The sequence below is a fragment of the Acetanaerobacterium sp. MSJ-12 genome, assembly GCF_018917875.1.
Taxonomy (GTDB): Bacteria; Bacillota; Clostridia; order Oscillospirales; family Ruminococcaceae; genus Bittarella; species Bittarella massiliensis.
The window spans coordinates 1-25,794 of the sequence record NZ_JAHLPK010000013.1 but is presented as its reverse complement, the minus strand read 5'-3'; the positions used below and the strand labels follow the sequence as shown (position 1 = coordinate 25,794).

20 protein-coding genes and 2 tRNA genes are annotated in these 25,794 nt (G+C 62.3%); 11 read left to right on the top strand and 11 right to left on the bottom strand.

Going from position 1 to position 25,794, the window contains the following annotated elements:
* Positions 1-31: 31 nt before the first annotated feature.
* The 3 genes from guaB (at position 32) to KQI11_RS12455 (ending at position 2,302) form a co-directional block, all read left to right on the top strand.
* Positions 32-1,519 (top strand): IMP dehydrogenase, encoded by a 1,488-nt coding sequence (guaB, locus tag KQI11_RS12465; protein WP_216402352.1) that lies wholly within the window; start codon positions 32-34, stop codon positions 1,517-1,519.
* A 627-nt stretch (positions 1,520-2,146) separates the two neighbouring features.
* A tRNA-Met gene (locus KQI11_RS12460) sits at positions 2,147-2,223 on the top strand.
* A 4-nt stretch (positions 2,224-2,227) separates the two neighbouring features.
* Positions 2,228-2,302 (top strand) — tRNA-Glu (locus tag KQI11_RS12455).
* 199 nt (positions 2,303-2,501) lie between these two features.
* Here the strand turns inward: KQI11_RS12455 and KQI11_RS12450 are convergent.
* The 4 genes from KQI11_RS12450 to KQI11_RS12435 form a co-directional block, all read right to left on the bottom strand.
* Positions 2,502-3,416, bottom strand: a complete 915-nt coding sequence (locus tag KQI11_RS12450; RefSeq protein ID WP_216402351.1) for a hypothetical protein — start codon at positions 3,414-3,416, stop codon at positions 2,502-2,504.
* 125 nt (positions 3,417-3,541) lie between these two features.
* Positions 3,542-3,844 carry a DUF6506 family protein gene (locus KQI11_RS12445; protein ID WP_286172781.1) on the bottom strand — a complete coding sequence of 101 codons (303 nt, stop codon included), beginning with the start codon at positions 3,842-3,844 and terminating at the stop codon, positions 3,542-3,544.
* A gap of 141 nt (positions 3,845-3,985) precedes the next feature.
* Entirely contained in the window at positions 3,986-5,464 is a 1,479-nt protein-coding gene (locus tag KQI11_RS12440; RefSeq protein ID WP_216402350.1) for a PH domain-containing protein, read from the bottom strand.
* Positions 5,461-5,970 carry a PH domain-containing protein gene (locus KQI11_RS12435; protein ID WP_216402349.1) on the bottom strand — a complete coding sequence of 170 codons (510 nt, stop codon included), beginning with the start codon at positions 5,968-5,970 and terminating at the stop codon, positions 5,461-5,463. Before KQI11_RS12435 ends, KQI11_RS12440 begins: the two co-directional genes overlap by 4 nt.
* A gap of 326 nt (positions 5,971-6,296) precedes the next feature.
* Between KQI11_RS12435 and KQI11_RS12430 the strand changes: the two genes are divergently transcribed.
* From KQI11_RS12430 to KQI11_RS12400, 7 genes are all read left to right on the top strand, one after another.
* Complete coding sequence (locus tag KQI11_RS12430) at positions 6,297-7,127, top strand: phosphate ABC transporter substrate-binding protein (protein WP_216402348.1); 831 nt, start codon at positions 6,297-6,299, stop codon at positions 7,125-7,127.
* Between the two features lie 162 nt (positions 7,128-7,289).
* Positions 7,290-8,228 carry a phosphate ABC transporter permease subunit PstC gene (pstC, locus tag KQI11_RS12425; protein ID WP_216402347.1) on the top strand — a complete coding sequence of 313 codons (939 nt, stop codon included), beginning with the start codon at positions 7,290-7,292 and terminating at the stop codon, positions 8,226-8,228.
* Positions 8,228-9,094, top strand: coding sequence for a phosphate ABC transporter permease PstA (gene pstA / locus KQI11_RS12420; RefSeq protein WP_216402346.1), 867 nt, complete (start codon positions 8,228-8,230; stop codon positions 9,092-9,094). The genes pstC and pstA overlap by 1 nt, the downstream gene beginning before the upstream one ends.
* Positions 9,095-9,172: 78 nt before the next feature.
* Positions 9,173-9,955 (top strand): phosphate ABC transporter ATP-binding protein PstB, encoded by a 783-nt coding sequence (gene pstB / locus KQI11_RS12415; RefSeq protein WP_216402345.1) that lies wholly within the window; start codon positions 9,173-9,175, stop codon positions 9,953-9,955.
* 79 nt (positions 9,956-10,034) lie between these two features.
* On the top strand, positions 10,035-10,712 hold the full coding sequence (phoU, locus tag KQI11_RS12410) for a phosphate signaling complex protein PhoU (RefSeq protein ID WP_216402344.1): 678 nt from the start codon (positions 10,035-10,037) through the stop codon (positions 10,710-10,712).
* Positions 10,713-10,755: 43 nt separating this feature from the next.
* On the top strand, positions 10,756-11,454 hold the full coding sequence (locus tag KQI11_RS12405; RefSeq protein WP_216402343.1) for a response regulator transcription factor: 699 nt from the start codon (positions 10,756-10,758) through the stop codon (positions 11,452-11,454).
* Between the two features lie 42 nt (positions 11,455-11,496).
* Complete coding sequence (locus KQI11_RS12400) at positions 11,497-13,236, top strand: HAMP domain-containing sensor histidine kinase (protein ID WP_216402342.1); 1,740 nt, start codon at positions 11,497-11,499, stop codon at positions 13,234-13,236.
* A 349-nt stretch (positions 13,237-13,585) separates the two neighbouring features.
* On the opposite strand, the gene KQI11_RS12395 is transcribed toward KQI11_RS12400, so the two are convergent.
* Positions 13,586-15,070, bottom strand: a complete 1,485-nt coding sequence (locus KQI11_RS12395; RefSeq protein WP_216402341.1) for a cation:proton antiporter domain-containing protein — start codon at positions 15,068-15,070, stop codon at positions 13,586-13,588.
* 281 nt (positions 15,071-15,351) lie between these two features.
* On the opposite strand from KQI11_RS12395, the gene KQI11_RS12390 reads away from it, so the two are divergent.
* A complete protein-coding gene (locus KQI11_RS12390) occupies positions 15,352-16,296 on the top strand; it encodes a LysR substrate-binding domain-containing protein (protein WP_185916781.1) in 945 nt (314 codons plus the stop codon).
* Positions 16,297-16,358: 62 nt separating this feature from the next.
* On the opposite strand, the gene KQI11_RS12385 is transcribed toward KQI11_RS12390, so the two are convergent.
* From KQI11_RS12385 to KQI11_RS12360, 6 genes are all read right to left on the bottom strand, one after another.
* Positions 16,359-18,059 (bottom strand): glycoside hydrolase family 13 protein, encoded by a 1,701-nt coding sequence (locus KQI11_RS12385; protein WP_256135494.1) that lies wholly within the window; start codon positions 18,057-18,059, stop codon positions 16,359-16,361.
* Positions 18,060-18,200: 141 nt separating this feature from the next.
* On the bottom strand, positions 18,201-20,363 hold the full coding sequence (locus KQI11_RS12380) for a Tex family protein (RefSeq protein WP_216402340.1): 2,163 nt from the start codon (positions 20,361-20,363) through the stop codon (positions 18,201-18,203).
* Positions 20,364-20,504: 141 nt separating this feature from the next.
* A complete protein-coding gene (locus tag KQI11_RS12375; protein ID WP_216402339.1) occupies positions 20,505-21,899 on the bottom strand; it encodes a DUF4340 domain-containing protein in 1,395 nt (464 codons plus the stop codon).
* The gene (locus KQI11_RS12370; RefSeq protein WP_216402338.1) at positions 21,900-23,366 is read right to left on the bottom strand and encodes a GldG family protein; all 1,467 of its coding nucleotides are present in this window, start codon (positions 23,364-23,366) and stop codon (positions 21,900-21,902) included.
* A gap of 15 nt (positions 23,367-23,381) precedes the next feature.
* Positions 23,382-24,089, bottom strand: coding sequence for an ABC transporter permease (locus KQI11_RS12365; protein ID WP_021660029.1), 708 nt, complete (start codon positions 24,087-24,089; stop codon positions 23,382-23,384).
* Complete coding sequence (locus KQI11_RS12360) at positions 24,089-25,114, bottom strand: ABC transporter ATP-binding protein (protein WP_073261035.1); 1,026 nt, start codon at positions 25,112-25,114, stop codon at positions 24,089-24,091. The genes KQI11_RS12365 and KQI11_RS12360 overlap by 1 nt, the downstream gene beginning before the upstream one ends.
* Positions 25,115-25,794 lie beyond the last annotated feature (680 nt).

Genomic DNA, 25,794 nt, shown 5'->3' with positions numbered 1-25,794 from the left:
TTTCCAGGACAACAAGGGGAGAGGAGAAAATATGGGTATTTTTGACGAGTTGGATTACGGCTATAAGTTTGCGAGAGAGGGCCTGACCTTCGACGACGTGCTGCTGGTTCCCGCCAAGAGCGAGGTCCTTCCAGCCGATGTGAGCACCGCCACCGTTCTGGCGGGGGACATTCGGCTCAACACCCCCTTCCTTACCGCCGCCATGGACACCGTCACCGAGTCGGCCATGGCCATCGCCATTGCCAGAGAGGGCGGCATCGGCTTTATCCACAAGAATATGACCATTGAGCGCCAGGCCGAAGAGGTCGACAAGGTCAAGAGAAGCGAAAACGGCGTCATCGTCAACCCCTTCTATCTCTCCCCCGACAACCTGGTGGCCGAGGCGGACGCCCTCATGGGCAAGTACAAGATTTCCGGCGTGCCCATCTGCGAGGGGCAGAAGCTGGTGGGGATCATCACCAACCGCGATCTGAAGTTCCTCGACAACTTCAACGTCCCCATCCGCAATGTGATGACCAAAGAGGGGTTGGTGGTGGCCCCGGTGGGGACCACCATTGACCAGGCCAAAGAGATCCTCTGGAAAAACAAAATCGAAAAACTCCCCATCGTCGACGAGAAGGGTAACCTGAAGGGCCTCATCACCATCAAAGACATTGAGAAGGCCGTTCAGTACCCCAACTCCGCCCGCGACAAGAAGAGCCGCCTCCTCTGCGGCGCGGCCATCGGCGTCACCCAGAACATCCTCGAGCGGGCCCGCGCCCTGGTCGAGGCGGAGGTCGACGTGCTGGTGCTCGACTCGGCCCACGGCCACTCCCGCGGCATCATGAACTGCATTGAAAAGGTGAAAAATGCCTTCCCCGACGTGCCGCTGATTGCCGGCAACATCGCCACCGCCGCCGCCGCCAAAGACCTGATCGAGGCGGGCGCAGACACCCTGAAGGTGGGCATCGGCCCCGGCTCCATCTGCACCACCCGGGTGGTGGCAGGCATCGGCGTGCCCCAGCTCACCGCCATCTTCGATGTGGCCCAGGTGGCCGCCCGCAAGGGGATCCCGGTCATTGCCGACGGCGGCATCAAGTACTCGGGCGACATCGTCAAGGCCCTGGCAGCCGGCGCCAACACCGTGATGATGGGTTCGCTGCTGGCCGGGTGCGACGAGTCCCCCAGCGACAGCGAGATCTACCAGGGCAGAAAATTCAAGGTCTACCGCGGCATGGGCAGCGTGGGCGCCATGTCCGGCGCCCAGGGCAGCCGGGACCGCTACTTCCAGGAGAACAACAAGAAACTGGTGCCCGAAGGGGTCGAGGGCCGGGTCCCCTATAAGGGATCGGTGTCCGACACCATCTACCAGATGCTGGGCGGGCTGAAAGCCGGTATGGGCTACTGCGGGGCCGCCACCATTGACGACCTGCGCAAGTACGCCCAATTCATCAAGATTTCCGGCGCCGGCCTGCGGGAGAGCCACCCCCACGACATCTACATCACCAAAGAATCCCCCAACTACTCCACCAACGAGTAAAAAAGAGAGACTGGCAGCGCCGCAGGATTTTTCCTGCGGCGCTGTTTTTTGCCGCTTTGGCGCCCAAACCTCCGGCCCTATCGGGGGGATCGTGTTGACAGAGGGAGTCCCAAGAGGAGAGTACTAAGGGCGCAAAAAAGAGAGCAATTTTTGGGACAGAGATGACACGAATTGATGTCCTAGATTGTGCCGGTCGATCGGTGCAGTGGGTGTCGCGCAGGCCTAAACCTTTGACGTTCCTTGAGGGACTGGGATTGGATGATACCCTTTTAGGGTCGATACATATCACCTACTTTGCTGGCGGTTTTGATTGTTCTCCCTCCCTGGTGTCAGAGACGCAGTTGTGGGAGCGAAGGCGGCGCTGGGCATATGGTCTATCAGCTCATCCCTCGAGAAAGGGGGGCGAGAAAACGGAAATATTGTATATTATAAGTTAAATAATACAAATTGTATTGAATAATCAATAGGAATAAACGGCCTTTTGGGGGAAACAATAAGAGAGCCGCCAGCGAAGGGAAAACGGGGGAAGAGTTTGGCAAAAGGTGTTGACAAACAGCCCTGTTTGACGTATAATTTATAACGTTCTCTTGTGGTACCGCTTTCGGCGGTTCTGACCAGATTACATGTGGCGGTATAGCTCAGTTGGCTAGAGCATGCGGTTCATACCCGCAGTGTCATTGGTTCGAATCCAATTACCGCTACCAATTTGGCCCGATGGTCAAGAGGTTAAGACACCGCCCTTTCACGGCGGTATCGGGGGTTCAATTCCCCCTCGGGTCACCATGCACCATTGGGGCAGCCGCTGCACAAATTTGTGCGGCGGTTTTTTCGTGTCTTGCAATAGGGATAGGGGCCGGGTTTTCCACAGTCACAGAACTGTGTGTGGAAAACCCGGCCCCTTTTTTTGCCGAGGACCTTGGACGAGTGGAGGAGGGCAATGGCGATAGCGCAAGACGGCGGTCTATTTTGCGGCGACAGGGCTTTACAGGTAGCCGATTTGATGGAGGATCTGGCGGAGATTCTCCTCCTCCGCGATGTCGCAGTGGGCATACACCGCGGTGTTCCAGCTGTAAAGGGCCACGGCGTACTCCCCGTTGGCGCGCACGGTGTAACGGGCAAAGGATCCGCCCTCCGTGCGCTGCTCCTCGCGGGCGCTGTCGCTCTCCGCCGCGTCGCTGAAGGCGGTGCGAGCTCGCTCAAAAAAGGCGGCGGCAGTGGCCTTGCCGTCAAAGAGATAGAACTCAAAGCGCAGCCCGTTGCAGGTCGAGAGGACTGCATCCTCGATTTGTGGGCGCTCTGCCAGGTAGTTGCTGTCCAGCGGCACAGGGGTGTAGCCCTGGGCGAGAAGCGCCTCCTGCACCTGGGCGCTGCTGGCAGGCCGGGTGGGCAGCTTGGCCGCCTGCAGGGGGAGCCAGACCATCAGCCCCAGCAGGGAAAGTGTCAGGGCGAATTTGCCCACCTCAGAGGCAATGGCCCTTCTCCGGCCCCCTTCCTCCCGGAGGGTTTCGCTGCGCGCGGTAAAGAAGAGGTTGACAGCGGTCGTGACGGCGGTGACGGCGGCCACCGCAATACCGGCGTAGCCCAAGAACCGGTCAAGGACAAAGGTGAAGAAGCTAAAAATCGAGAGGTTCAGGCAGAGGACAGGGGAGACGGTGCAGAGCTGGTAGAGAAAGAGTAGCCGTCTGGTTTTGCTGGGTTCCGGTGAATGGCCGATCAGCCACCCCAGCACCCAGCGGTGGGGGTGCAGATGGCTGTGTACCGCCCTTCGCTGCGCCAACACCCGGTCGGGGCTGGTGGCGGCCGAGCGGCAGACCCTCTCAAACAGCCACTGGCTGCCCCAGTTGCTCAGGGGGATGAGGAGGGCGAAGGAGAGCACCCTGATGAGCGATTGATCCACGGCAAAGCTCCTCTCTGTAATCACCTCTTGCGGCGGGGGTCTGGAAAAAGGGTCTGTCATCGGCTTTGCAAAAGAGGGGCGCGGAGATCCTTTCGCGCCCCTCTTCTCGCTGCCCGGTCTTTCCTTTAGCCGAAGAGGGCGGCGAACTTTTCGTCCTGGCTGGGGTCGTGCACCACATAGCCCACCGCCACCTTGTCGCCGGCAGCTTGGGCGACGGCTGCTGCCCCCTCGGGTCCGAAGGCGCCGCACACCTCGATCAGCTCGATCCCCTCGGCGGCCAGCTTTCTGGCCTCCTCACAGGCGGCCTCCAGGCTGGGCACCCCGATGGTGGTGACCAGGTTTCCGGTGCTCTCAAAATAGGAGCGGTGACGGGCGGACTCGAACTCAGAGCCCATGATGAGAAAGGCGAAATGCAGGGGGTGATCCATTGTCATGTCCTCCTTTAAAAAGGGGTCGGGGAGGTCGCGCCACAGGGCGGGACACTCCTGGGTGAAGCTGCAAAGCAGTCCTATGGGTAATATAAAATTCAACAATTCCATAGAGTTATAAACATTGGGGAATACAGGGAATCAATTATACTTTGCGAAGAGATGGGAGGGGTTGAAGGAGTGGCTCTTTTCGGGGTTTAGACCGAAGAGGGCACAGACCTCGCGCCGGGGGAGATTCTTCAGGTGGTGGCGGGTGACCCCCTCGCCATAGGTGTAGAGGAAGAGGTCGCAGGCGTCGTCCCCCATCTGCAGGATGCTCTGCCGGCAACAGACATCGCAGATTTTGTCCCGGTGGACCACCACGGTGTGGAGGGTGAACCCCTGGGAGTAGCGCAGGGTGTAATAGCCGTTTTTTTCGGAGATGCCGGTGGTGCAGAAGTCGCAGATGCGCACCCCCAGAAACCAGAAGATGGGCACCAGGGACATGAGAGAGACAAAGGAGATCAGGTCGTGCCAACTGGGCAGCAGCCAGCCGGTCACAAAGTAAAAGACCGGCACCGCCACCAAAAAGCCCAGGGGGTCGATGATGAATTTGAAGATGGAGAGCAAGTTGGGCTTGATGGTGCGGGGGGTGACCACAAATTCGGGCACCAGCCGCTCCAGGTAGCCGAATAGGGTGCTCTTGCGCGCCGAGGGGATGAGCACCGGCAGCAGCCCGTCGCTCTTGCCGTAGCCCGCGCACTTGATGTAGACCGAATAGAATTGGGCAATGCGGGTGAAGAGGGTCTGGCGGATGTCGATGAAGTGGATCTTGTCAAAGGCGACCGTGTACTCTCTGCCCACCAGCACCCCGCCGGTGATGAAGAGCCGGTGCTGGGAGCGGGTGATGCAGAAGTTGTAGTAGCGGGTCAGGTTTCGCAGGAAGCTGACTCCCCAGCCGATGGCCAGCAGGGTGGCGATGAAGAGGGCCACCGGGGGGATGCCCACCGCCACCAGCTGGGCCACATGGGCCAGGGTGCCGTAGAGCACGTCGGCGATCTGCTGGCCGAGGATGTCGCCCAGCTTGGAGATGAAGGTGGAGCAGAACAGCACCCCGGCGAAGTAGTTGGTGGTGATGAGGGAGAGGATGACCACGTAGAAGTTGCGGCACATAAAAATCTGGCGGTGGCTCACGTCCTCCAGCCGCTGGCGGACGCCGGTCGCCCCCAACAGCTCCACAGCGGCCCGCTTTTTGAGGGTGAGGGTGGCGTCGTGGGAGCGGGCGGAACCGGCGTCGGTGTCCAGCCGCAGGGTGACCGCGCCAAAGGGTTTGTACCAAAAGGGCTCCTCCAGGTAGAGGGAGGTCAGCCGGGAAAAGGGGAGGGAGACGGTGTGTTTGGCGAAGATCCCCTCGCTGATGTGGATGGCCTCCGGGGTGAAGTAGTAGTAGATGCAGTACCAGCGCAATACCGCCATCCCGATGATGGCGCAGAGGGCCAGGATGTCCACCCAGGCGCCCGACAGCCACTCGGAGAAGGAGGCGCCAAAGGAGAGGGCGCCGCGGGCCAGGGGGATGATGAGGAGAAAGAGGAAGCTGCCCATGTTCTGAAAGACGGTGATGGGGTGGGTGTGGTGTTTCAAATCGCTCCCCCCTTGCCCCCGGCCAGGCCGCCGCTTCCCTCGCCGGGGGCGGGGGAGAGGAGGCTGGCCAGCATGGCTGCCTTGGCCGAGGGGATGTTGCAGACATAGGTGCGGGTGCCAGCGGTGCAGACGCAGAGGGTGGCCACCCCGAAGAGGTACTGCAGGGGGGAGCGGGTCACCGACACCAGCTGAATGAGGGGGAGGCGGATGTGGTGGAAGCGGGTGTAGATCACCCCGCTGGCCACATAGAGGGAGTCCCCCTCCAACTTGTAGCGGTGCTTCCAGTACTTGATGGGAAAATAGAGCAGCCACAGCAGGGCAAAGGAGACCGCCCAGACCCAGACGGCAATGCGGTAGAGCAGACCGCCGGGGGAGAGGAAGAGGTGCACCAGCACCATATAGGCAAAGCCCAGCAGCAGGATGCGGATGTAGTAGATGAGCAGGGAGGAGAGAGACGGGCGCTCGTAGCCCGAGGGGATCCTCTCTTTGGGGGGCGTTTTCTTCACGGGGCACCTCTTTTCCAGCGGCGGCGACGCCGTTTTATATTGTATTAGTTTACCACATTTTTTCGCCTTTATCAAAGCGAAGGGGGGCGAGACCCGCGGGGGAAAGCGGCCCTTTTTTCCCTGTTCGGCAGGGCTTGACAGGGGAAAGGGAATGGCGTCTGTCAAGGCGGGGTAAACTGGCGGTGACGGGAGGGCGTGCAGGATAGCTGCTTTACCCGGCTTTTACAAACCCTTTACCCAAACGGGGTGTTGGCCGCCCCTGCGCCGATTTACAATAGAGCCATAGAAAGAAACCAGATATGACGTGAGAAGTGAGGAGAGAGACCATGAAAAAAATCATTGCGCTGTTGGCGGTGGCCGCCATCGCCCTGACTGCTTTTGCCGGGTGCGGCAGCGACGCCGGAGACCAGGGCGGCAGCTCTGCAGACAGCACCCCCAAGACCATCAAGATGTCCGGCTCCACCTCGATGGAGGAATTGGCCAAGGGCTTTTCGGAGGCCTACGGCGAGAAGACCGGCGCCACCATCACCGTTGAGGTGGGCGGTTCCTCCGTCGGCTTTAAGAATGTGGCGGAGGGCGTTTCCGACATCGGCAATGTCTCCCGCGACCTCAAGGACGACGAGAAGGCCAAGGGCCTGACCGAGACGGTGGTGGCCATCGACGGCATCGCTGTCATCGCCAACGCCCAGAACAAGGTCGAGAACTTGAGCGCCGACCAGCTGAAAAAAGTTTTCACCGGCGAGATCACCAACTGGAAAGAGGTGGGCGGCGAGGACGCGGCCATCGTGGTGATGGGCCGTGAGGCCGGCTCCGGCACCCGGGGCGCCTTTGAAGAGCTGCTGGGCATTGAAGACGCCTGCAAGTACGCCGAGGAGCTCAACGAGACCGGCGCGGTCAAAACCAAGGTGTCTTCCACCGCCGGCGCCATCGGCTATGTGTCCATGTCCGCCCTGGACAACACCGTCAAAGGGCTGAAAATCGACGGGGCCGAGCCCACCGAAGAGAATGCCAAGTCCGGCAGCTACTCCCTCAAGCGCCCCTTTGTGATGGTGTCCAGCCCCAACGCCTCGCAGGCCACCAAAGACTTTTTGGCCTGGGCCGTCAGCGATGAGGGCCAGGAGGTCGTCACCCACCTGAAGCTGATCTCCATCAAGTAGGGTCCCCCAAACCGCGAAAAAGGTTCAACAGCCACAATCCCATAGCCCCTCCAAATGCAGAATGCGGACTCGCCCGGCAACTGCCCGCGGCACAGAGGTCCGTATTTTGCGGTTGAAAAGGGAGGGGGTGGCGACACGTGAGACGGCAAAGGAGAAAGAGCGATGGCGAGCGCAAAGACCAGTCGGCCGGAAGGGGCGTCGGCCCCCCTGACCGGACGCAGGGCAATCAGACAGCGGGCGACCGAGTCGCTGATGAGCGGCATCTTTAAAGTGTGCGGCTGCCTGTCGGTGGTGGCGGTGGTCCTGATCACCGTCTACATGGTGGCGCTGGGGGCCCCCGGCATCGGCAAAATCGGGGTGGGCGAGTTCCTCTTTGGCACCGAGTGGTTCCCCACCGCCACCACCAAAGACCCCTCTTTCGGCATCCTCCCCATGATCCTCTCCTCTGTGCTGGCGACCGGGGGGGCGGTGCTCATCGGGGTGCCCATCGGGCTGTTCACCGCCATCTACCTGGCGGAATTCGCCCGGGGAAAAACAGCCTCGGTGCTGCGGGCCATGGTGAGTTTGCTGGCCGGCATCCCCTCGGTGGTCTACGGCTTGGTGGGGATGATCGCGGTGGTGCCGGCGGTGGCCAAGGTGTTCGGGCTGCCCTCCGGATCCTCCCTCTTCTCGGCCATTTTGGTGCTGGCGGTCATGATCCTGCCCACCATCGTCTCCATCAGCGAAAATGCCCTGCGCGCGGTCCCCAAGGAGTACCGGGAGGCATCCCTCGCCATGGGTACCACCCGGGTGCGCACCATCTTTAAGGTGGTGCTGCCGGCGGCCAAATCAGGGGTCGCGGCGGGGATCGTCCTGGGCATCGGCCGGGCGGTGGGGGAGACCATGGCGGTGATCATGGTGGCGGGGAACGCCGTCAACATGCCCGCCCTCTTTCAGAGCGTGCGGCTGCTGACCACCGGCATCGCCATGGAGATGGGGTATGCCGGCGGCCTGCACCGGGAGGCGCTCTTCGGCATTGGGCTGGTGCTGTTTGTCTTTATTATGGCAATCAACATTGTCCTCAACCGCATCATCAAATCAGACAGCAAGGAGGAGCGGTGATGAGAGACTTGACCAGGCGCCGGCGCCGCGTCGGCGAACACCTCCTCCAGGGGGTCATCTACCTCTGTGCCTTTTCCACCGCGGCCCTGGTAGTGGCAATGGTGGGCTATATCTTCGCGCGGGGGCTCCCCTCCATCAGCTGGGAGTTTCTCACCTCCTCTCCCAGCGTCCTCAAGGGGACCATCGGCATCCTCCCCAACATCGTCAACACCCTGCTGATGATCGCCACCAGCCTGCTTTTCTCAGTTCCGGTGGGCATCGGCGCGGCCATCTACCTCAACGAGTACGCTCGGAGCGGCCGGGTGGTGCGCCTCATCGAGTTCACGGTGGAGACCCTGGCCGGCATCCCCTCCATCATCTACGGCCTCTTTGGCCTGATGTTCTTTGTCACAGTGCTCAAACTGCAGACCTCCATCATTGCCGGCGCCCTCACCCTGATGATCATGCTGCTGCCCACCGTCATCCGCACCACGCAGGAGGCGCTCAAGGCGGTGCCCGACAGCTTTCACGAGGGGGCCATCGGCCTGGGGGCCACCAAGTGGCACACCATCAAGACGGTTTTGCTGCCCACGGCCAAGGCCGGCATCATCAGCTCCATCATCTTGAGCGTGGGGCGGATCGTGGGGGAGTCGGCGGCCCTGATCTTCACCGCCGGCATTGGCGACAAGCTCACCGGCGGGCTCTTCAGCCAGCTGGCCTCCTCCGGCGGCACCCTCACCGTGGCCCTTTACACCTATGCCATGGGGCGGGGGGAGAGCGCCGACCTGGCCTTTGCCATCGCCTCCATCCTGGTTTTGCTGGTGCTTGCCATCAACGCCCTCACCATGGTTTTGGGCGGCGCGGGCAGAAGGGAGAAGAAGAGTTGACGGGAGCGGCCCCGCTGGGGGGCAAAGCGGAGTTTGGCCAGCCGGGGTGTCCGGCAGACGAGAAAGGCGGGAAAAAGCATGAGCAATGAGGCAGCGCGCACCGGCGAGCTGGGCGGCATTTCGGTCAGGGACCTAAACCTCTACTACGGGGAGAGCCAGGCCCTGAAAAACGTCAATATGGACATCTACCCCAACGAGATCACCGCCTTTATCGGCCCCTCCGGCTGCGGCAAATCGACCTTTTTAAAGACCCTCAACCGGATGAACGACCTGGTGGACGGGGTGAAGATCACCGGCGAGGTGTGCATCGGCGGGCAGAACATCTACGACCCTCGGGTGGACGTGACCCTGCTGCGCAAGGCGGTGGGGATGGTCTTTCAAAAACCCAACCCCTTTCCCATGAGCATCTACGACAACATCGCCTACGGCCCCCGCTGCCACGGGATCAAGGGCCGCCGCCAGCTCGACGCCATTGTGGAGGAGAGCCTGCGGGGCGCGGCCCTCTGGGACGAGGTGAAGGACCGGGTCAAAAAGTCGGCCATGGGGCTCTCGGGCGGGCAGCAGCAGCGGCTGTGTATCGCCCGCGCCCTGGCGGTGCAGCCCGGCATCCTGCTGATGGATGAGCCCACCTCGGCCCTCGACCCCATCTCCACCATGAAGATCGAGGAGCTGATGAGCAGCCTCAAAGAGCGGTATACGGTGGTGATTGTCACCCACAACATGCAGCAGGCCAGTCGCATCTCCGACCGTACCGCCTTTTTCCTGCTGGGGGAGATGGTGGAGTACGGCGAGACCGAGCAGATTTTTTCCATGCCGCGGGACAAAAAAACCGAGGAGTACATCACCGGCCGCTTTGGATGATGGCCGCGCCCCAAAAAGTGGCCGCAGCGATTGCGGTGGAACGCCCGTTTCGGTATACTGAGAAGGAGGAGAGCCCAGATTGACGACGCGAAGCAATTTTGACAGACAGCTGGAAGCCCTGCACCTGGATCTGGTGCAGATGGGCGGGATGGTACAGAAGGCCATCGAGGAGGGGATCCGCGCCCTCATGGAGCGAGACGGCGACCTGGCGGAGCGGGTGGTGGCCGGCGACAAGGCCATCGATGACATGGAGCAACAGATCGAGCGGACCTGTCTGCGGCTGCTGATGCGCCAGCAGCCGGTGGCGCGGGACTTTCGCAGCGTCTTTGCGGCCCTCAAGATGATTACCGACCTGGAGCGGATCGCCGACCAGGCGGCCGACATCGCCAACTTGAGCCACCGCTTTACCGGTCAGGAGCTGATTGGGATGGTGGGGCACATCCCCGCCATGGAGCGGGTGGCCCGGGAAATGGTGGAGAGCAGCATCTCCGCCTTTGTCCGCCAGGACCTGGCCGCCGCCCAGGCCACCATCCGGCGGGACGACGAGATGGACGCCCTCTTCGGCCGGGTGAAGGACGAGCTCATCGGGCTGTTGCGCAGCGGCGCCGCCGGCGAGGCGGCCGACCAGGCCATCGACGTGCTGATGGTGGCCAAATACATGGAGCGCATCGGCGACCACGCGGTCAACGTCTGCGAGTGGGTCGAGTACCTGGTCACCGGCGTTCACCAGTCCGAGGAGCTAAACGAAGAGAGGTAGCGCGCCCGGCCACGGGTGCGAAGGGGAAAGGAGAGGCCTGATTTTGAAACAGCGCATCTACATTGCGGAGGACGACGGCGGCATTCGCGAACTGATCCGGTGCACCCTGGAGAGCTTTGGCTTTGACGCCTTTGAGTTTCCCGACGGCGAGGCCCTTTTAAACCAGATCCAGCGGGAGGGGACCGTCCCCGACCTGGTCATCCTCGACATCATGATGCCGGTCAAAGACGGGCTGGAGACCCTGAAGGAGCTGCGGGAGCACGGCCTCACCGCCCGGGTGCCGGTGATTTTGGTGACCGCCAAGGACGCCGAGATTGACAAGGTGCGGGGGTTGGATCTGGGGGCCGACGACTACATCACCAAGCCCTTTGGCATCCTCGAGCTCTCCTCCCGGGTAAAGGCCGTCCTCCGCCGCAGCGGCGGGCCCCAAGAGGGGCCGGAGGTGCTCTGCGCGGCGGACCTGCGGCTGGACACCGGCCGGGTGGAGGTGCGCCAGGGCGAGCGGGAGGTGGAACTCACCAACAAGGAGTTCAAACTCCTGGCCCTGCTGATGAAAAACGCCGGCATCGCCCTCCCCCGGGAGGAGATCCTCAACCGGGTCTGGGGGTACGACTACATCGGCGAGACCCGCACCCTGGACATGCACATCCGCTCCCTGCGCCAAAAGCTGGGGGACACGGCGGAAAACCCCAAGTATATCAAGACGGTCCGCTCGGTGGGCTACAAGTTCATTGCCGAATAGGACCTGCAATCGAGAGAGACGGCGAGAGGGAGAGGAAAGCCGATGAAAAAAGAGATCTTTCGCAAGACCCTCCTCCTCTGCACGGTGGCCATCCTCCTCTGCTCAGCGGTGTCGGTGGCGATTTTGCAGCGGGAGAGAAAGGACGAGCAAGTGGCCTCGGTGGTCAGCGGACTGCGGGCGCTCTCCGAAAACGCCCAGGGGCAGACCTCCACCGAGGACTTCAACCGGGCGGCGAGGACCTTTTCCAGCAACTACGACGGCGCCCGGCTGACCATTGTCGACCAGAGCGGCCGGGTGGTGGGGGACTCCCACGAGGACCCGGCCACCATGGAAAACCACGGCGACCGCGAGGAGATCGCCGAGGCCAAGAAGAGCGGCGTCGGCGTCTCCGAACGCTGGTCGGACACCCTGAAGGGCCGTTTGCGCTATGTGGCGGTCCAGGCGGACAACGGCTATATCTACCGCGCCTCGGTGCGGGTGAGAAGTCTCAACCAGGCCTTTGTCAGCATCCTCCCGGCGGCGGTCATCAGCATCCTCGCCGCCGTCCTCTTCTCCGCCCTGGGGGCCAAGGTGGTGGCCAAGAAGATTGCCCGCCCGGTGGAGGAGATCGTGGAGGGGCTGCAAAATATCGACAACGGCGATTACAGCCGCCTCCCCCTGCCCGACTGCGACGAGCTGGCCTCCCTGGTGGTCAGCATCAACACCCTTTCGGAGAACATCGACTACACCCTGAAAGACCTGCGGGGAGAGCGGCAGAAGACCCTCTTTTTGCTGGACAATGTGCAGGAGGGGCTGCTGGCCCTGGACAAAGACACCCGGGTCATCACCGTCAACCGGGCGGCGGCCGCCTTTTTGCAGGTGCCGCCGGGCCGGGTGGCGGGGCAGACCATCTCCCACCTGACCACCAACAAGGCCCTCATCGACGCGGTGTTGGCGGCGGTGGAGGGGCCCGAATCCCTCGGCTCTGCCTTTGACCTGGACGACCGAGAGGGGGAAAAGGCCCTGCTTTGCAGCGTCCTCCCGGTACAGGCCGACTGGATCGAGGGGGGACAGGGCGCCATTGTGGTGCTGCGGGACGTGACCGAGGAGCGCCGCCGCCAGCAGATGCGCAGCGAGTTCTTCCAAAACGCCTCCCACGAGCTCAAGACCCCCATCACCTCCATCGGCGGGTTTGCCCAGCTGCTGCAGAGCGGGATGGTCACCGAGGAGGAGACCCGCCAGCGCTATCTCCACAACATCGAAAAGGAGACCGGGCGGATGGCCGAGCTCATCGGCGACATCCTCAAAATCTCCCGCTACGAGGAGGGGGAGGTGCCCCGCAACGAACTGGTGGACCTGGAGGCGGTGGCCGGCGAGGTGATGGAGCGGCTGCAGCCGGTGGCCGATCGGCAGGGCATTTCCCTGGAAATGGCCAGTCGGGGCGACGACCTGCGGCTCTGGGGCTCCAAAAAGGACATGGAGGACCTGATCGGCAACCTCTGCGACAATGCCGTCAAGTACAACCGCCCCGGTGGCTCGGTGCGGGTGCTGCTCACCGCCCTGCCCGAAGAGGTGCAGATTGCCGTGGAGGACACCGGTGTCGGCATCCCCGCCGCCCACCTGAGCCGGGTGTTCGAGCGGTTTTACCGGGTGGAGAAGGACCGAAACAAAAAGGTGGGGGGGACCGGCCTAGGGCTGGCCATCGTCAAGCACATCTGCGCCCTCTACGGCGGCCGGGTGGACATCCAGAGCGCCGAGGGCAGGGGGACGACCGTCACTGCGGTCCTCCGGCGGGAGCGATAGAGAAGGTCCGCCTCTGCGCGCCGATTCAAAAAACTTGCAGGGGCAGTGAAACGCTGCTTGTGGGCGCGACGGTGCGCCCTGCCGCGGTGCTTTCCCATCGCAACGCCCTGCTGCGCGGAGGCCTCTTTGGAGCTGTCCCATTTTTGATCGCCGCAGAGGAGAGCGCCAGGACAAGGCACTAAAGGGGGAAGCCCCTTTATCGGTGAATGACAAAAAACAGGGGGTCAAAAGTCTGCCTTGTGGCGGGCTTTTGACCCCCTGTTTTGGGGGAGGTCTGTTTTTGGCGGCGGGTGGGCTGTGGCGCTGACCGCTGCAAACGCGGGAATGCCGAGAGGGGAGCCCCGCCCCTTTAGGCGTGGGCGGGGGTTTTGCCCTTGGCCTTTTTCTTCTCCTTCTCCTTGCCGGCGGGCGGCAGGGGGACAAGCGGCGTTTCGGGCGTGTTGGCCAGGGGCAGCGGCTCCTCTCCCAGGTGGGCGGCCTCCCACTGGAGCTGGGCCTTCAGCCGCAGGGCGGCGGCCTTTTCCTCCGCCCGCAGCCGGGCGGCCTCTGCCCGCTGGGCCCGCTTTTGCAGCCGGGCGGCCCGGCGCTGGGCCCAGGGACTGGTGGGCGCAGGCGCTCCCTCTTCCAGCGGGGTCTCCCCCTCGGGGATGGAGTGACTCAGGTGCAGCGAGAGCTTGGCGCAGGCCGGACCCACCATCTCGTACATCACCCCGGAGGAGAGGATGATGGTGGAGAGCATAGTGCCCATGTCGGGCGGCAGCATCCGCTGACCGAGGACGGCCAGGCCGATGGAGACCCCCGCCTGGGGCACCAGGGCCAGCCCCAGGTATTTGCGGATGTCGTCGGAAGAGCGGCCGATTTTGGCGCCCAGCCAGGCGCCCAGGTACTTGCCGAAGATGCGGACAAAGAAGTAGACCACCCCGATCACCCCGGCGGTGGCCAGGGAGGGCACGTTGAGCCGCAGCCCGGAGAGGACGAAGAACATCAGCAGGATGGGCGGGGTAAAACCGCCGACCTGCTTAAAGAGCTTTTTGCTGTGGCTGACGTTGACGTAGACCATCCCCATGGCCATGCAGGTCAGCAGGGGAGAGACCCCCAGCAGCATGCAGAGGCCGGAGAGCCCCAGGATAAACCCGGTCACCAGCACCAGCCGGTGGTAGTTGGAGCGCCGATCGCTGATGAAGATGTTGAGGATAAAACCGCTGAGGGAGCCCATGGCGATGGCCACCAGGTTGAAGATCACCGGCAGGATCAGCACCGACCAGTCCAGGCTGCCCCCCTCCATGTTCTGGGCCAGGGCCGCGCAGATGCTGAAGGCGATAAGGGCCACTGCGTCGTCCAGGGCCACCACCTGCAAGATCATGTTGACGAACTCGCCTTTGGCCTTGTACTGCTTGATGGTCATGATGGTGGAGGCCGGCGCTGTGGCACAGCCGATGGCCCCCAGCAGCAGGGAGAAGGGAATGGACAGGTGAAAGAGGAAGATCATGGTCAGGGTGATGACCACCCCGGCGATCAGGGACTCAAAGACGGTGACGATGAGCACCTGGGCGCCGCTCTTTTTCAGGGCGGCGAGCTTGAAGTAGCGCCCCACGTCAAAGGCGATAAAGGACAGGGCCACGTCGGTGACAAAGTCCATCCGGGTGACCATCTCGGCGGGCACTATCCCCAGCACGTAGGGGCCCAGCAGCACGCCGGCCAGAATGTAGCCGGTGACGTTGGGCAGGTGCAACCGCTTGGTGAGCCGGGTAAAGGCGAAGCCGGCAAAGAGGATGACCGCCAAGGTCAGCACGATGGCGGCGGCGGGATTGGTTTGCAGCAGGTTTTCCAGCATGGGACACATCTCCTTTTATAAGAGGGTTGAGGTGGGGTTGTATAAAAGGCGCCAGAGAGGCGGCGAATAAAGCAGGGCAGACCGGGCACAGCGGCCCGGTCTGTTCATCGGCCCCAGCACAGGGCCCCAGAAGACAAAAACTTTACATGAATTTTACAATTCATCTCTGTACGTTGATTATATGTCGAAAGTGTGATAATATCAAATTATATTTTGTGTAGGTCATATAAATACAATTGATAATAGATCGCTCGATCGCCAGAGAGAGGGGGACATCCGCCGTGCTCGACACCAAAATCATCACCCTGCTGCGGGTCATCGACGAGGGCAGCTACACCGCTGCCGCCAAAAAGCTGGCCCTGACCCAGCCGGCTGTCAGCCATCACATTCAGATGTTGGAACAGAAATACGGCATTCAAATCTTCTACAAAAACAAAAAAAAGTTGGTTTTGACGCCGGAAGGGCTGATTTTGGAGAAATACGCCCGCCGCGCCTGGGCTGTCTCTGCTGCAGCCGACCAGGCGCTCAAAGACAGCCGCAAAAACATCAAACACCTGACCATCGCCATCACCCCCACCGTGGGGGAGAATCTGTTGCCCCAGGTCATTGCCACCTACTGCAACCGCCACCCCAACATGCACATTAATATCATTACCGACACCATAAATACAATTGATAATATGCTGCACACCTTTGCCGCCGACATCGCCATCATCGAGGGGGACATCTACGGCCCCTCCTTTGTGTCGGTGCTGCTGGACACCGACTACCTCTGCCTGGTGGTCTCCCCCCAGCACCGGTTTGCCCAGCGCAGCAGCGTCGGCCTGGAAGAGCTCAAGAGCGAGAAGTTCATCCTCCGCTCCCAGAGCGCCGGCACCCGCCGCCTCTTCGAGAGCTATCTCCAAGGCCACTTTGAGAGCATCCAAAACTTCAACGTCATCATCCAAATCGACAACGTTGCCACCATCAAAGAGCTGGTGGCCCTCAACCTGGGGGTCTCGGTCATCGGCCACAGCGCCTGTGTAGAGGAGGAGCGCAGCGGCCGGCTGGCGGTGGTCCCCATCGAGAACGCCAGCATGGCCCGCAAGATCAACATGGTGCACCGCAAGGAGTTCTCCCACACCGAGATACTGGAGGAGCTGCGCAGCATCTACAACGCCATCCAGGCCGGGCAGTCCGACCTGGCGGTGGGGCTGGAGGGCCTTCCCCCCGCCCACCCCATGTAAAAGAGAAAAAGCCCCCCTCCCGCCGCGGCGGAAGGGGGGCTTTTTGTGTTCGGAAAAGGGGCTTAGTCCTCTTTTACCAGGGTAAAGGACTCATAGGGGCGCAGGGTGATGACCGGGGCGATCACCAGCCCGGGGTAGTTTTGCAGCAGCACCGAGGTGCGGTCACTCAAGAACTCCTCCGGCAGGTGAAACTCGATCTCCTCCCCGGTGAAGTTGGAGAGGCAGAAGAGGGCCTGGTTCTCAAACCGGCGGATGTAGCCGAAGGTCTTGTCGCAGTCGGGGTGGTAGAGCTCCATGTCCCCGTAGGCGATCACGTCCCACTGTTTGCGCTTGGCAATCAGCTCCCGGTAGAAGTTGAGGATCGAGTCCGGGTCCCCCTCCTGGCTGGCCACGTTGATTTTGCGGTAGTTGTCGTTGACCTCGATCCAGGGGGTGCCGGCGGTGAAGCCGGCGTTCTCGCTGTCGTCCCACTGCATGGGGGTGCGGCCGTTGTCCCGCGCCCGGTCGCAGAAGACCTTCAGCAGGGCCTCGTCGCTCTCGCCGGCGGCCTTGCGCTCCTCGTAGGTGTTGAAGACCTCCACGTCCCGGAACTTCTCCACGCTGTCGTAGTGGACGTTGGTCATCCCGATCTCGTCGCCCTGGAAGATGTAGGGGGTGCCCTGCATCATGTAGAAGCAGTTGGCCAGCATCTTGGCCGATTCCTTCCAGTAGACCCCGTCGTCCCCAAAGCGGGAGACGGCCCGGGGCTGGTCGTGGTTGTCCATGAAGAGGGCCTGCCAGCCCTGGCCGTGCAGCCCCTGCTGCCACTCCAGCGCCGTCTTTTTAAAGAGGGGCAGGTCCAGCGGCTTGGGGGAAAACTTGTCAAAGCCCTCCTGGTCGATGTTGAGCAGGTCGAAGAGGTAGAGCATGTTCAGCTCCCGCCGGTCGGGTCCGCAGTACTGGCGGGCGGTCTCCATGTCTACGTAGGCCACCTCGGCCACCGTCATCATCCCGTACTTGCCGAACACCCGCTCGTTCAGGTCGCGGAAGTGCTCGTTGACCCGGGGCTTGTTGGCGTAGTGCTGGTTGGCAAAGCCGTACTTGCTGCCGGGCATCGGCTCCACGTCGGGGAAGTCCGGCTCCTTGTAGAGGTAGTTGATGGCGTCCAGCCGAAAGCCGTCCACCCCTCTGTCCACCCAGAACTTGAGGATGTCCACCACCTCGTCCACCACCTTGGGGTTCTCCCAGTTGAGGTCGGGCTGTTTGACGGCAAAGGTGTGCAGGTAGTACTCGCCGGTGGGCTGGTTGTACTCCCAGATGCTGCCGCCGAAGACCGAGGCCCAGTTGGAGGGCTCGGCCCCGTTTTTCCCCTCCCGGAAGATGTAGTAGTCGTGGTAGGGGCTGTCTTTGGACTGGCGGGCCGCCTCGAACCAGGGGTGCTCGTCGCTGGTGTGGTTGCCCACAAAGTCCATCACAAAGCGCATCCCCCGGGCGTGGATGCCGTCCACCATCTCCTGCCACTGCTCCATGGTGCCAAAGGCCGGGTCGATGGCCCGGTAGTCGGCAACGTCGTAGCCGTTGTCCGCCTTGGGGCTCACAAAGTAGGGGCAGGACCAGACCACGTCCACCCCCAGGCTCTTGATGTAATCGAGCTTTTGGGAGATGCCCGCCAGATCGCCCTCGCCGTCTCCGTCCGAGTCGAAGAAGCTGCGGGGGTAGATCTGGTAGACGGTGGCGCTGCGCCACCAGTCGGGGTCCTGCATCAGTCTCTTGTTGGTTTCCATTGGCTGTTCCTCCTAAAAAGAATAGACTCTCTTCAGGTGATGACAGAGGGGGCCTCTGCCTGCCCTAAATCTCTCTACCCCCATTAAACGGGAGTTTGCGCCGCCTGTCAAGCGCTTTGGGTGAATTTTCGACCCCTGCCGTCAGGGTTCCAGCATGGTCAGGGAAATCCGCCCCCGGCCGGTGTCCACCTCCAGCACCCAAACGGTGACCACGTCCCCCACCTTCACCACGTCCAGCGGGTGTTTGACAAACCGCTTGGAGAGGCGGGAGATGTGCACCAGCCCGTCCTGGTGGACCCCAATGTCCACAAAGGCGCCAAAATCGACGATGTTGCGCACCGTGCCGGTGAGTTTCATCCCCGGCTTCAGGTCTTTGATGTCCATCAGATCCTGGCGCAAGACCGGTTGGGGCAGCTCGTCCCGGGGGTCCCGCCCCGGCTTTTGCAGCTCCTGGGCAATGTCTTTTAGGGTGTAGGACCCGGCGCCGGTGGCCGCCTCCAGCGCCTCCTCCGAAAAGGTGGCCAGCTTTTCCCCCAGACCCTCCAGACCGCCGCCTGCCAGGTGGGCCGGTTTGTAGCCGCAGAGGGCCAGCAGCTTCTTGGCGGCGGGGTAGCTCTCCGGGTGGACGGCGGTCTGGTCCAGCGGGTTTTTGCCGCCGGGGATGCGCAGAAATCCCGCCGCCTGCTTGTAGGCCTTGGGCCCCAGTTTGGGCACCGCCAGCAGGTCCCGCCGCTCGGCAAAGGGGCCCAGCTCCTCCCGCCGGGCGACGATGTTCTGGGCCACAGCGGCCGAAATGCCCGACACCTGTGCCAGCAGGGAGGAGGAGGCGGTGTTCAGGTCCACCCCCACGGTGTTGACACAGTCCTCCACCACCCCTTCCAGGGCCTGGCGCAGCTCCTTTTTGGGCATGTCGTGCTGGTACTGCCCCACGCCGATGGACTCGGGGTCGATCTTCACCAGCTCGGCCAGCGGGTCCTGTAGCCGCCGGGCGATGGAGACAGCGCTGCGCAGGGAGACGTCGAACTGGGGGAACTCCTTTGCCGCCAGGGGGGAGGCCGAGTAGACCGAGGCCCCCGCCTCGCTCACCACCGCGTAGGAGACATCCAGCCCGTTCTCCCGGATCAGGTCGGCCACAAAGACTTCCGACTCCTTGGAGGCGGTGCCGTTGCCGATGGAGATGACCTCCACCCCGTAGCGGCGGATGAGGCCCAGCAGGGTGCGGGCCGCCTCGGCCACCTTCTTCTGGGGCGGGGTGGGGTAGACCACCGCCGTCTCCAGCACCTTGCCGGTGGCGTCCACCACCGCGATCTTGCAGCCGGTGCGGTAGGCCGGGTCCAACCCCAGCACCACTTTGCCCCGCACCGGGGGCTGCATCAGCAGCTGTTTCAGGTTGGCCCCAAAGACCCGGATGGCCCCCTGGCAGGCCGTCTCGGTGAGGGCGGCCCGCAGCTCCCTGAAGGCGGAGGGCAGGATTAGCCGGTCAAAGGCGTCCTCCCCGGCCCGGCGGAGAAGCTCGCCGTAGGGGTGGCGCTCCCCGGGGTATTTGCTCTGGGCGATGGCCAGGGCCCTGTCCCGGTCGAAGTCCAGCGAGACCTTCAAAAACCCCTCTTTCTCGCCCCGGTCGATGGCCAGCACCCGGTGCCCCGCCACCGCGCGCACCGGCTCCCGGTAGGACAGGTAGTTTTTGTAGACGCTCTTGGCGCAGCCCTCCTTCCCCTCGCAGCAGAGGGCGGCCGCCGCGGTGAAAAACTGCCGCAGCCGGCGGCGGATGGTCGGGTCGTCCGAAATCTCCTCCGCCAGGATGTCCATGGCCCCCTGCAGGGCCTCTTCGGGGGTGGCGAGCCCCTCCTCCCCGGTGCAGTAGGCCCGCGCCTCTTCCAGGGCGGGGCCGCCGGGTCGGCCGTCCGGCCGCTTCCCGCTGCGCAGGGTGTCCGCCAGGGGGGCGAGCCCCCGCTCCTTGGCCATCGACGCGCGGGTCCTCCGCTTGGGCCGATAGGGGCGGTAGAGGTCCTCCAACTCGGTGAGGGTGTTGGCCCCCTCCACCGCCCGGCGCAGTTCCCCGGTGAGGGCCCCCGCCTTTTCGATGGAGGCCAGCACCTCCCCCTTGCGCTCCTCCAGCCCCCGCAGGTAGTGCAGCCGCTCGGCCAACTGGCGCAGCAGTTGGTCGTCCAGGTTCCCGGTCTGCTCCTTGCGGTAGCGGGCGATAAAGGGGATGGTGTTGCCGTCGTCGATGAGCTTGACAGCCGCCTCCACCTGTTTGGGGGCCACCGACAGCTCGGCGCCCAATCTCTGGTTGATGTCCATCTTCTCCCGTCCCTTCTCTCTGGCTCTCAGCCCCGCAGCCCGCAAAAAAGAGGCGGCCGGCGGCAGAATGCCGAACAGCGGCCGCCCCTTTGTCAGGGCTTGTGGGGAATATACTCCGGCGGGGTCGCCGGAAGGGGGTCTCTAGTAAGCGGCGGTGACCGCCTCGCCGGCGATCAGGGCCTTGACCCCGTTTTTCATGGCGTCGCCGGCGGCCTTGCGGACCGCGTACTGGGCTCTGCCGTCCACCCGCACCGCCAGGCGCCGGTTTTCATAGCTGCACAGCTCCACCCGGCGGGTGCTGCCGTCTTTCAGGTGGAAGGTGATCTGCACCTCTGTCTCGCCGATGCGGTCGGGCGCGTCGGCGGTGTACTCGCTGCGCAGGCTGCAAAAGAGCTTATAGGCGTCCTTAAAGGAGGCGGCGTTCAGCTCTTTTCCCCCATAGGAGGCTTTGTTCTGGGCCGCGTCGGCAATGTCAAAGCGATAGCTCTCCCCGTCAAAGGCGACCTCCACCGCCGACACCTGATCCATGGACGGGGCGCAGAGGGCCTTGGTGGACATCTGATAGGGGGTGCAGTCCAGCCAGGTGACCACGTAGTCGGCTATCCGGTAGATCACCGGGATGCCCTCCTTCACGGCGTAGTAGCCGTCGCCGTCCTTCTTGCCGATGAGGATGCGGGTGAAGTCCTCGCCCTCCCCCAGTTCGATGGTGGAGATGGGGTCGTCCAGCCCGGCGTCGGCCAGCTGCCCTTCGGTGGGGTTCAGGATTTTGGCCGAAGAGGCCTGGATCCGCATCAAGTCGGCAAAGGTCTCGTGGAAGTACTCCGGGTCCACGTAGGCGGTGACCGGCGAGGTCATCTGGTACTTGTAGTAGGTGCCGTAGCCGTCGATGACGTTCTGGTCGCCGATGTTGTCCACCGCAAAGGCGCCGTTTTTGTTGGTGAAGCGGAAGCTGGTGACGTTGTCGCTGGAGGTGTCGTCAAAGGGGGAGAGGTAGAGGTCGGCAAAGTCCAGGACCGACCCGGTCAAAAAGGAGACCGGCGCCAGGCTGATGCCGTAGATGGTGTTCTCCCCTTTGAGTTTGAAGTAGTAGCCGTTGTTCCCGGTGTAGGGATCGCCGAACTCCAACTCCAGCTTGCCGCCGTCGGTGTATTCGATGGTGGCAAAGGCAGTGGGATCGTCCAGCCCGAACTCGGCGGCCTTTTCCAGGTCCTCGGCCACCAGGGTCTCGGCCGAGAGCTCGGCCGCATAGCGGGCGCAGTTGGTCAGGTCGGTCCGGTCGATGGGCACCCCGCTGTCCCGCAGCAGGGGAACGGTCCACTCCTCGGTGCCGGTGCGCTCAAAGGTGTAGCTGCCCAGCTCGTTTTCCACCGTGATTTTCTGCACCTGGTCGGTGGTGCGCTGGCTCAAGGGGATGGTGATCTTGCTCCCCTCCTCGTCGCCCTCTTTGGGCCAGAGGAGCAGGGCGCACACCAGCACCGCCGCCAGCAGCACCACCCCGCCCAGGATCAACAGGGTTTTCTTTTGGCGTTTGTTCATTTACAGGTGCCTCCTGCGAAGGAAGACAAAGGCGCCCACCGCCAGGCAGCCGACCGGCAGCACCCCGATGAAGAGGATGCGCATGAAGCTGGCCCCGTCCGAGGCGATGTCCAGGTATTTGGCCGCCATGTCCTTGGGGGCGATGATGACCTGGCTGTCCCGCCCGGTGAGGGTGCCGGTCAACTCCACCAGAAAGTCGGCGTTGGCAAAGGCCGAGTTCTGGATGATTTCGCTGGCGCCGTAGTAGACGCTGCCGCAGACCACCACGTTGGAGGCCTTCTGCTCGCCGCCCACCTCGACTTTGTTCTGGCCCAGCAGCATGATGGGCACGTAGCCGGTGACAAAGTCGGTGATCGAGGCGTTCTTGTCCGCGTCCGGCGGGATGATCCCCGAGTCGGCAGACATCCGGATCAGCATGGTGGTGGAGCGGCTGCCGCTGTTTTTGAAGGCGGCGGTCAGGGGCCGGCAGTAGGGGATATAGGGCACCTTGCCCTTGTTGAGGCAGTTCTCGGTGTAGACCGAGTCGCTGTTGAGGACGTTGACGGCATTGAACTGGTCCTGAATGATGAAGTTGCTGCCGTTTTCAAAGGCCACGCCCGGCTCGACGATGATGCCCCACTCCTCCAAAAAGGCCTCCAGGTTGGGCAGTTCGGGCTGGTCGTTGGATGCAAAGTAGAAGGCGGTCTTGCCGTACTGCCCGCCGTTTTGCAAAAAGGCGTCCAGCTTTTCGATCTCCTCCGGCGAGTAGTCGGTGGAGGGGCCGTAGATGATGACTGCGTCGGCCTCGGGGTCGATGGACTCGGTGCCGATGTTCTGGCTCTTCACCGTGTAGTTGTTCTGCCCCAGCAGTTCGGTGACGCTGGTGGCGTCGTACTCGTTGTGCCCGGTGAGCAGCGAGACCTTGGTGGTGTTTTCGGAGGTGACCACCAGGATGGCCGAGGCCAGGGCGTTCTCCGCCTTGGAGGAGAGGATCCGCAGGTAGCTGTTGGCCACCACCTGGGTGTTGAAAAGGTCCACCGAGCTGATCTGCATCTTCCGGTCGCCGCTGACCACCAGCACGTCGTTTTGCTGCAAGGTCAGGTCGCTGAACTGCGACTGGAAGTTGGGGTCGCGCACCATGTTGACGTACTGCAGGGTAATCTGGTCGTTGGCGTTGGCAAAGTACTTAAAGACCTCGTTGGCCTGGGTGAAGCTGGGGTCTTTGGCGGCCGAGTTGCCGGTGCCGCCGGCCACAAAGTTGGCCTCGTCGTTGAGCACGTAGATGGTCACCGGCTGGTCGAGGTTTGCCAGCAGCTCGTCCACCTCTTCGCTGATGTTGAAGGCGGAGGAGGCGGTGGTGTCCAGCCGCAGGGTGACGCGCTGGCCCAACAGGTTCACCGCCACGTTCACCGCAATGGCGATGACCAATACGCCCAGGGTGAGCAGGGTGGCAAAGCTGCCGTATCGAAATTTCTTGCTTTTCTTCATTGGTTGCATCTCCTATCAGCTCCAGCGGCGCTTGTCGATAATCCGAATGGTGAAGAATATGAACAGGCCGGTCAGGGTCAGCATAAACAGCACCGACGGCAGGTCGATGAGGCCGATGGTGAAGTTGGCGTAGTACTGGGTGATGGAAAGGCCCAGCATGGCCTTGCTGATGGGGGTCACAGTGATCGCCTTGGCCAGGGTGTCGAAGTAGAGGATGTAGAAGAAGTTGAAAATAAAGCTGATGATGACCGCCACGATCTGGTTTTCCGTCAAAGCCGAGATGAAGCCGCCGATGGCGATCAGCGCCGCCCCCGCCAGGGCAAAGCCCAGGAAGGAGGTGAGGATGGTCCCCCACGGCACGGCCGAGTAGCCCGACATCACCAGGGCGTAGAGCAGGGTCACCACCCCGCCGCACATGTACATGCTGAAGGCCGAGAGGAACTTGCCCCCCACCAGCCCTCCCAGGGTCACGGGGGAGGTCAGCAGCAGCTGGTCGGTCTTCTGCTTTTTGTCCTCGCTGTACATCCGCATGGTGAGGATGGGCACCAGGACAAAGTTTGCGTTGAAGAGGTAGGTGAACAGCGAGTACATGCTGGTGGTCTTTTCGGCGATGTTGTTGCTGTAAAAGAGGAAGCCGGAAAAGGCGAAGAAGGCCGCCAGGTAGATGTAGCCGATGGTCGAGGTGAAATAGGCGCGGAACTCCCGCTTGAAAATCGCTTTCATTACTCCTCATCCCCTCCGTCTGTCTCTTTTTTCTTCCGGCCGAAGGAGAAGCGCCGCTTCTTGCCCTCGCTCTTCTCCTCTTTCGAGGTCTGGGCGTCGTCCTGGATCAGGTGCAGGAAGATGTCCTCCAGGGACATCTCGCTCCCCTTCAGGCCCAGCATCTGCCAGCCCTGTTTGCTCAGCAGATCGAAGAGGCCGGCGCGCACGTCCTTGCCCTCCTCGGGCTCAATGGTGTACTCCACCGAGCCGTCGGTCTTTTCGCCCAGCGGCAGGACCCGGGCCACCCCGTCCATGGCGCTGACAGCGGCCACCACTTCGCTCTGGGGGCCGACGATCCGCGCCTGCAGCTTGGTGTTGCCCGCCAGGCTGCGGGAGAGGTTGTCCGGCGTGTCGTCGGCAACCAGCTTGCCCTTGTTGATGACGATCACCCGTTCGCAGATGGCCTGCACCTCCGGCAGGATGTGGGAGGAGAGGATGACGGTGTGCTTTTTCCCCAGGTCTTTGATCAGGTTGCGAATGTCGATGATCTGCTGGGGGTCAAGGCCCACGGTGGGCTCGTCCAAAATCAGCACGTCGGGGGCCCCCACCAGGGCGCCGGCCACCCCCACGCGCTGCTTGTAGCCCTTGGAGAGGTTTTTGATCAGCCGCCCGTAGACGTGCTCGATCTTCACCGTGCGGCAGATCTCCGCCAGGTGCTGCTCCCGGGGCAGGGTGCACTTTTTCAGCTCGTAGACAAAGCCCAGGTACTCCTTCACCGTCATGTCCAGGTAGAGCGGCGGCAGCTCGGGCAGATAGCCGATGTGCTTCTTCGCCTCCAGCGGCTCCTCCAGGATGTCGTGGCCGTCGATGAGGACGGTCCCCGAGGTGGAGGAGAGGTAGCCGGTGATCATGTTCATGGTGGTGGATTTGCCGGCACCGTTGGGCCCCAAAAAGCCCAGGATCTCCCCCTTGTTGATGGTGAAGCTGATGTCGTCCACAGCGCGCTTGCTGCCGTACTGCTTCACGAGGTTTTTGACTTCTATCATCTTGATAACCGCGCCTTTCCTGGCCGGGCGGTCGCCCATCCGGCCGTATTGATAGAGTGGTTTGCGGCCCTGCCGCCGCCGGGGCGCCTTGTCTCTGCCCGGCTGTGCCAGCGGACCGGCCGGCGGGAAATGGCTCCCCACCGCACCGAATACACTTTCTCATTATATACGAATTGCCCCCATTCGGCAATGAATTTGCTCCCATTCCTTTGTGAAAAGTGGGTGAAGTCCGCCGCCCTTTGTCCCAACATTTTTTGCAAAAGGGAAAAGGGGGTGCATATTTTTGGCCAATCGGGGGCAGACTTTCCCCGTGTCACAGCGATCCGCCCCACCCATCTGCATTTGTCTTCCTATTAAATGGGCCAGACAAGGTCGGGTCGACACCCTTCGACCGGACTCTACATCCGGTATAAATTGAGGGGAGAGACCGGGCTTTGACCTGTCAAAAAATACTCTAGGGACAAGCTGAAAAGTTTTTTTGAAAACTCTCGAAAAAGCGGTTGACAGGCGGTTGCATGCTGTGGTATTATACAAAAGCTGTCCGCGAGGGAAGCGCACAGGAGTGCGGTTTTCGAGGAGTAGGCCCCAGATTTCGAACCGAGAGGGGAGAAAAAGGGGTTGACAAAAAGAAGGCAGCGAGATATAATAAAAGGCACGGCGAGATGCCGAACGGACCTTGA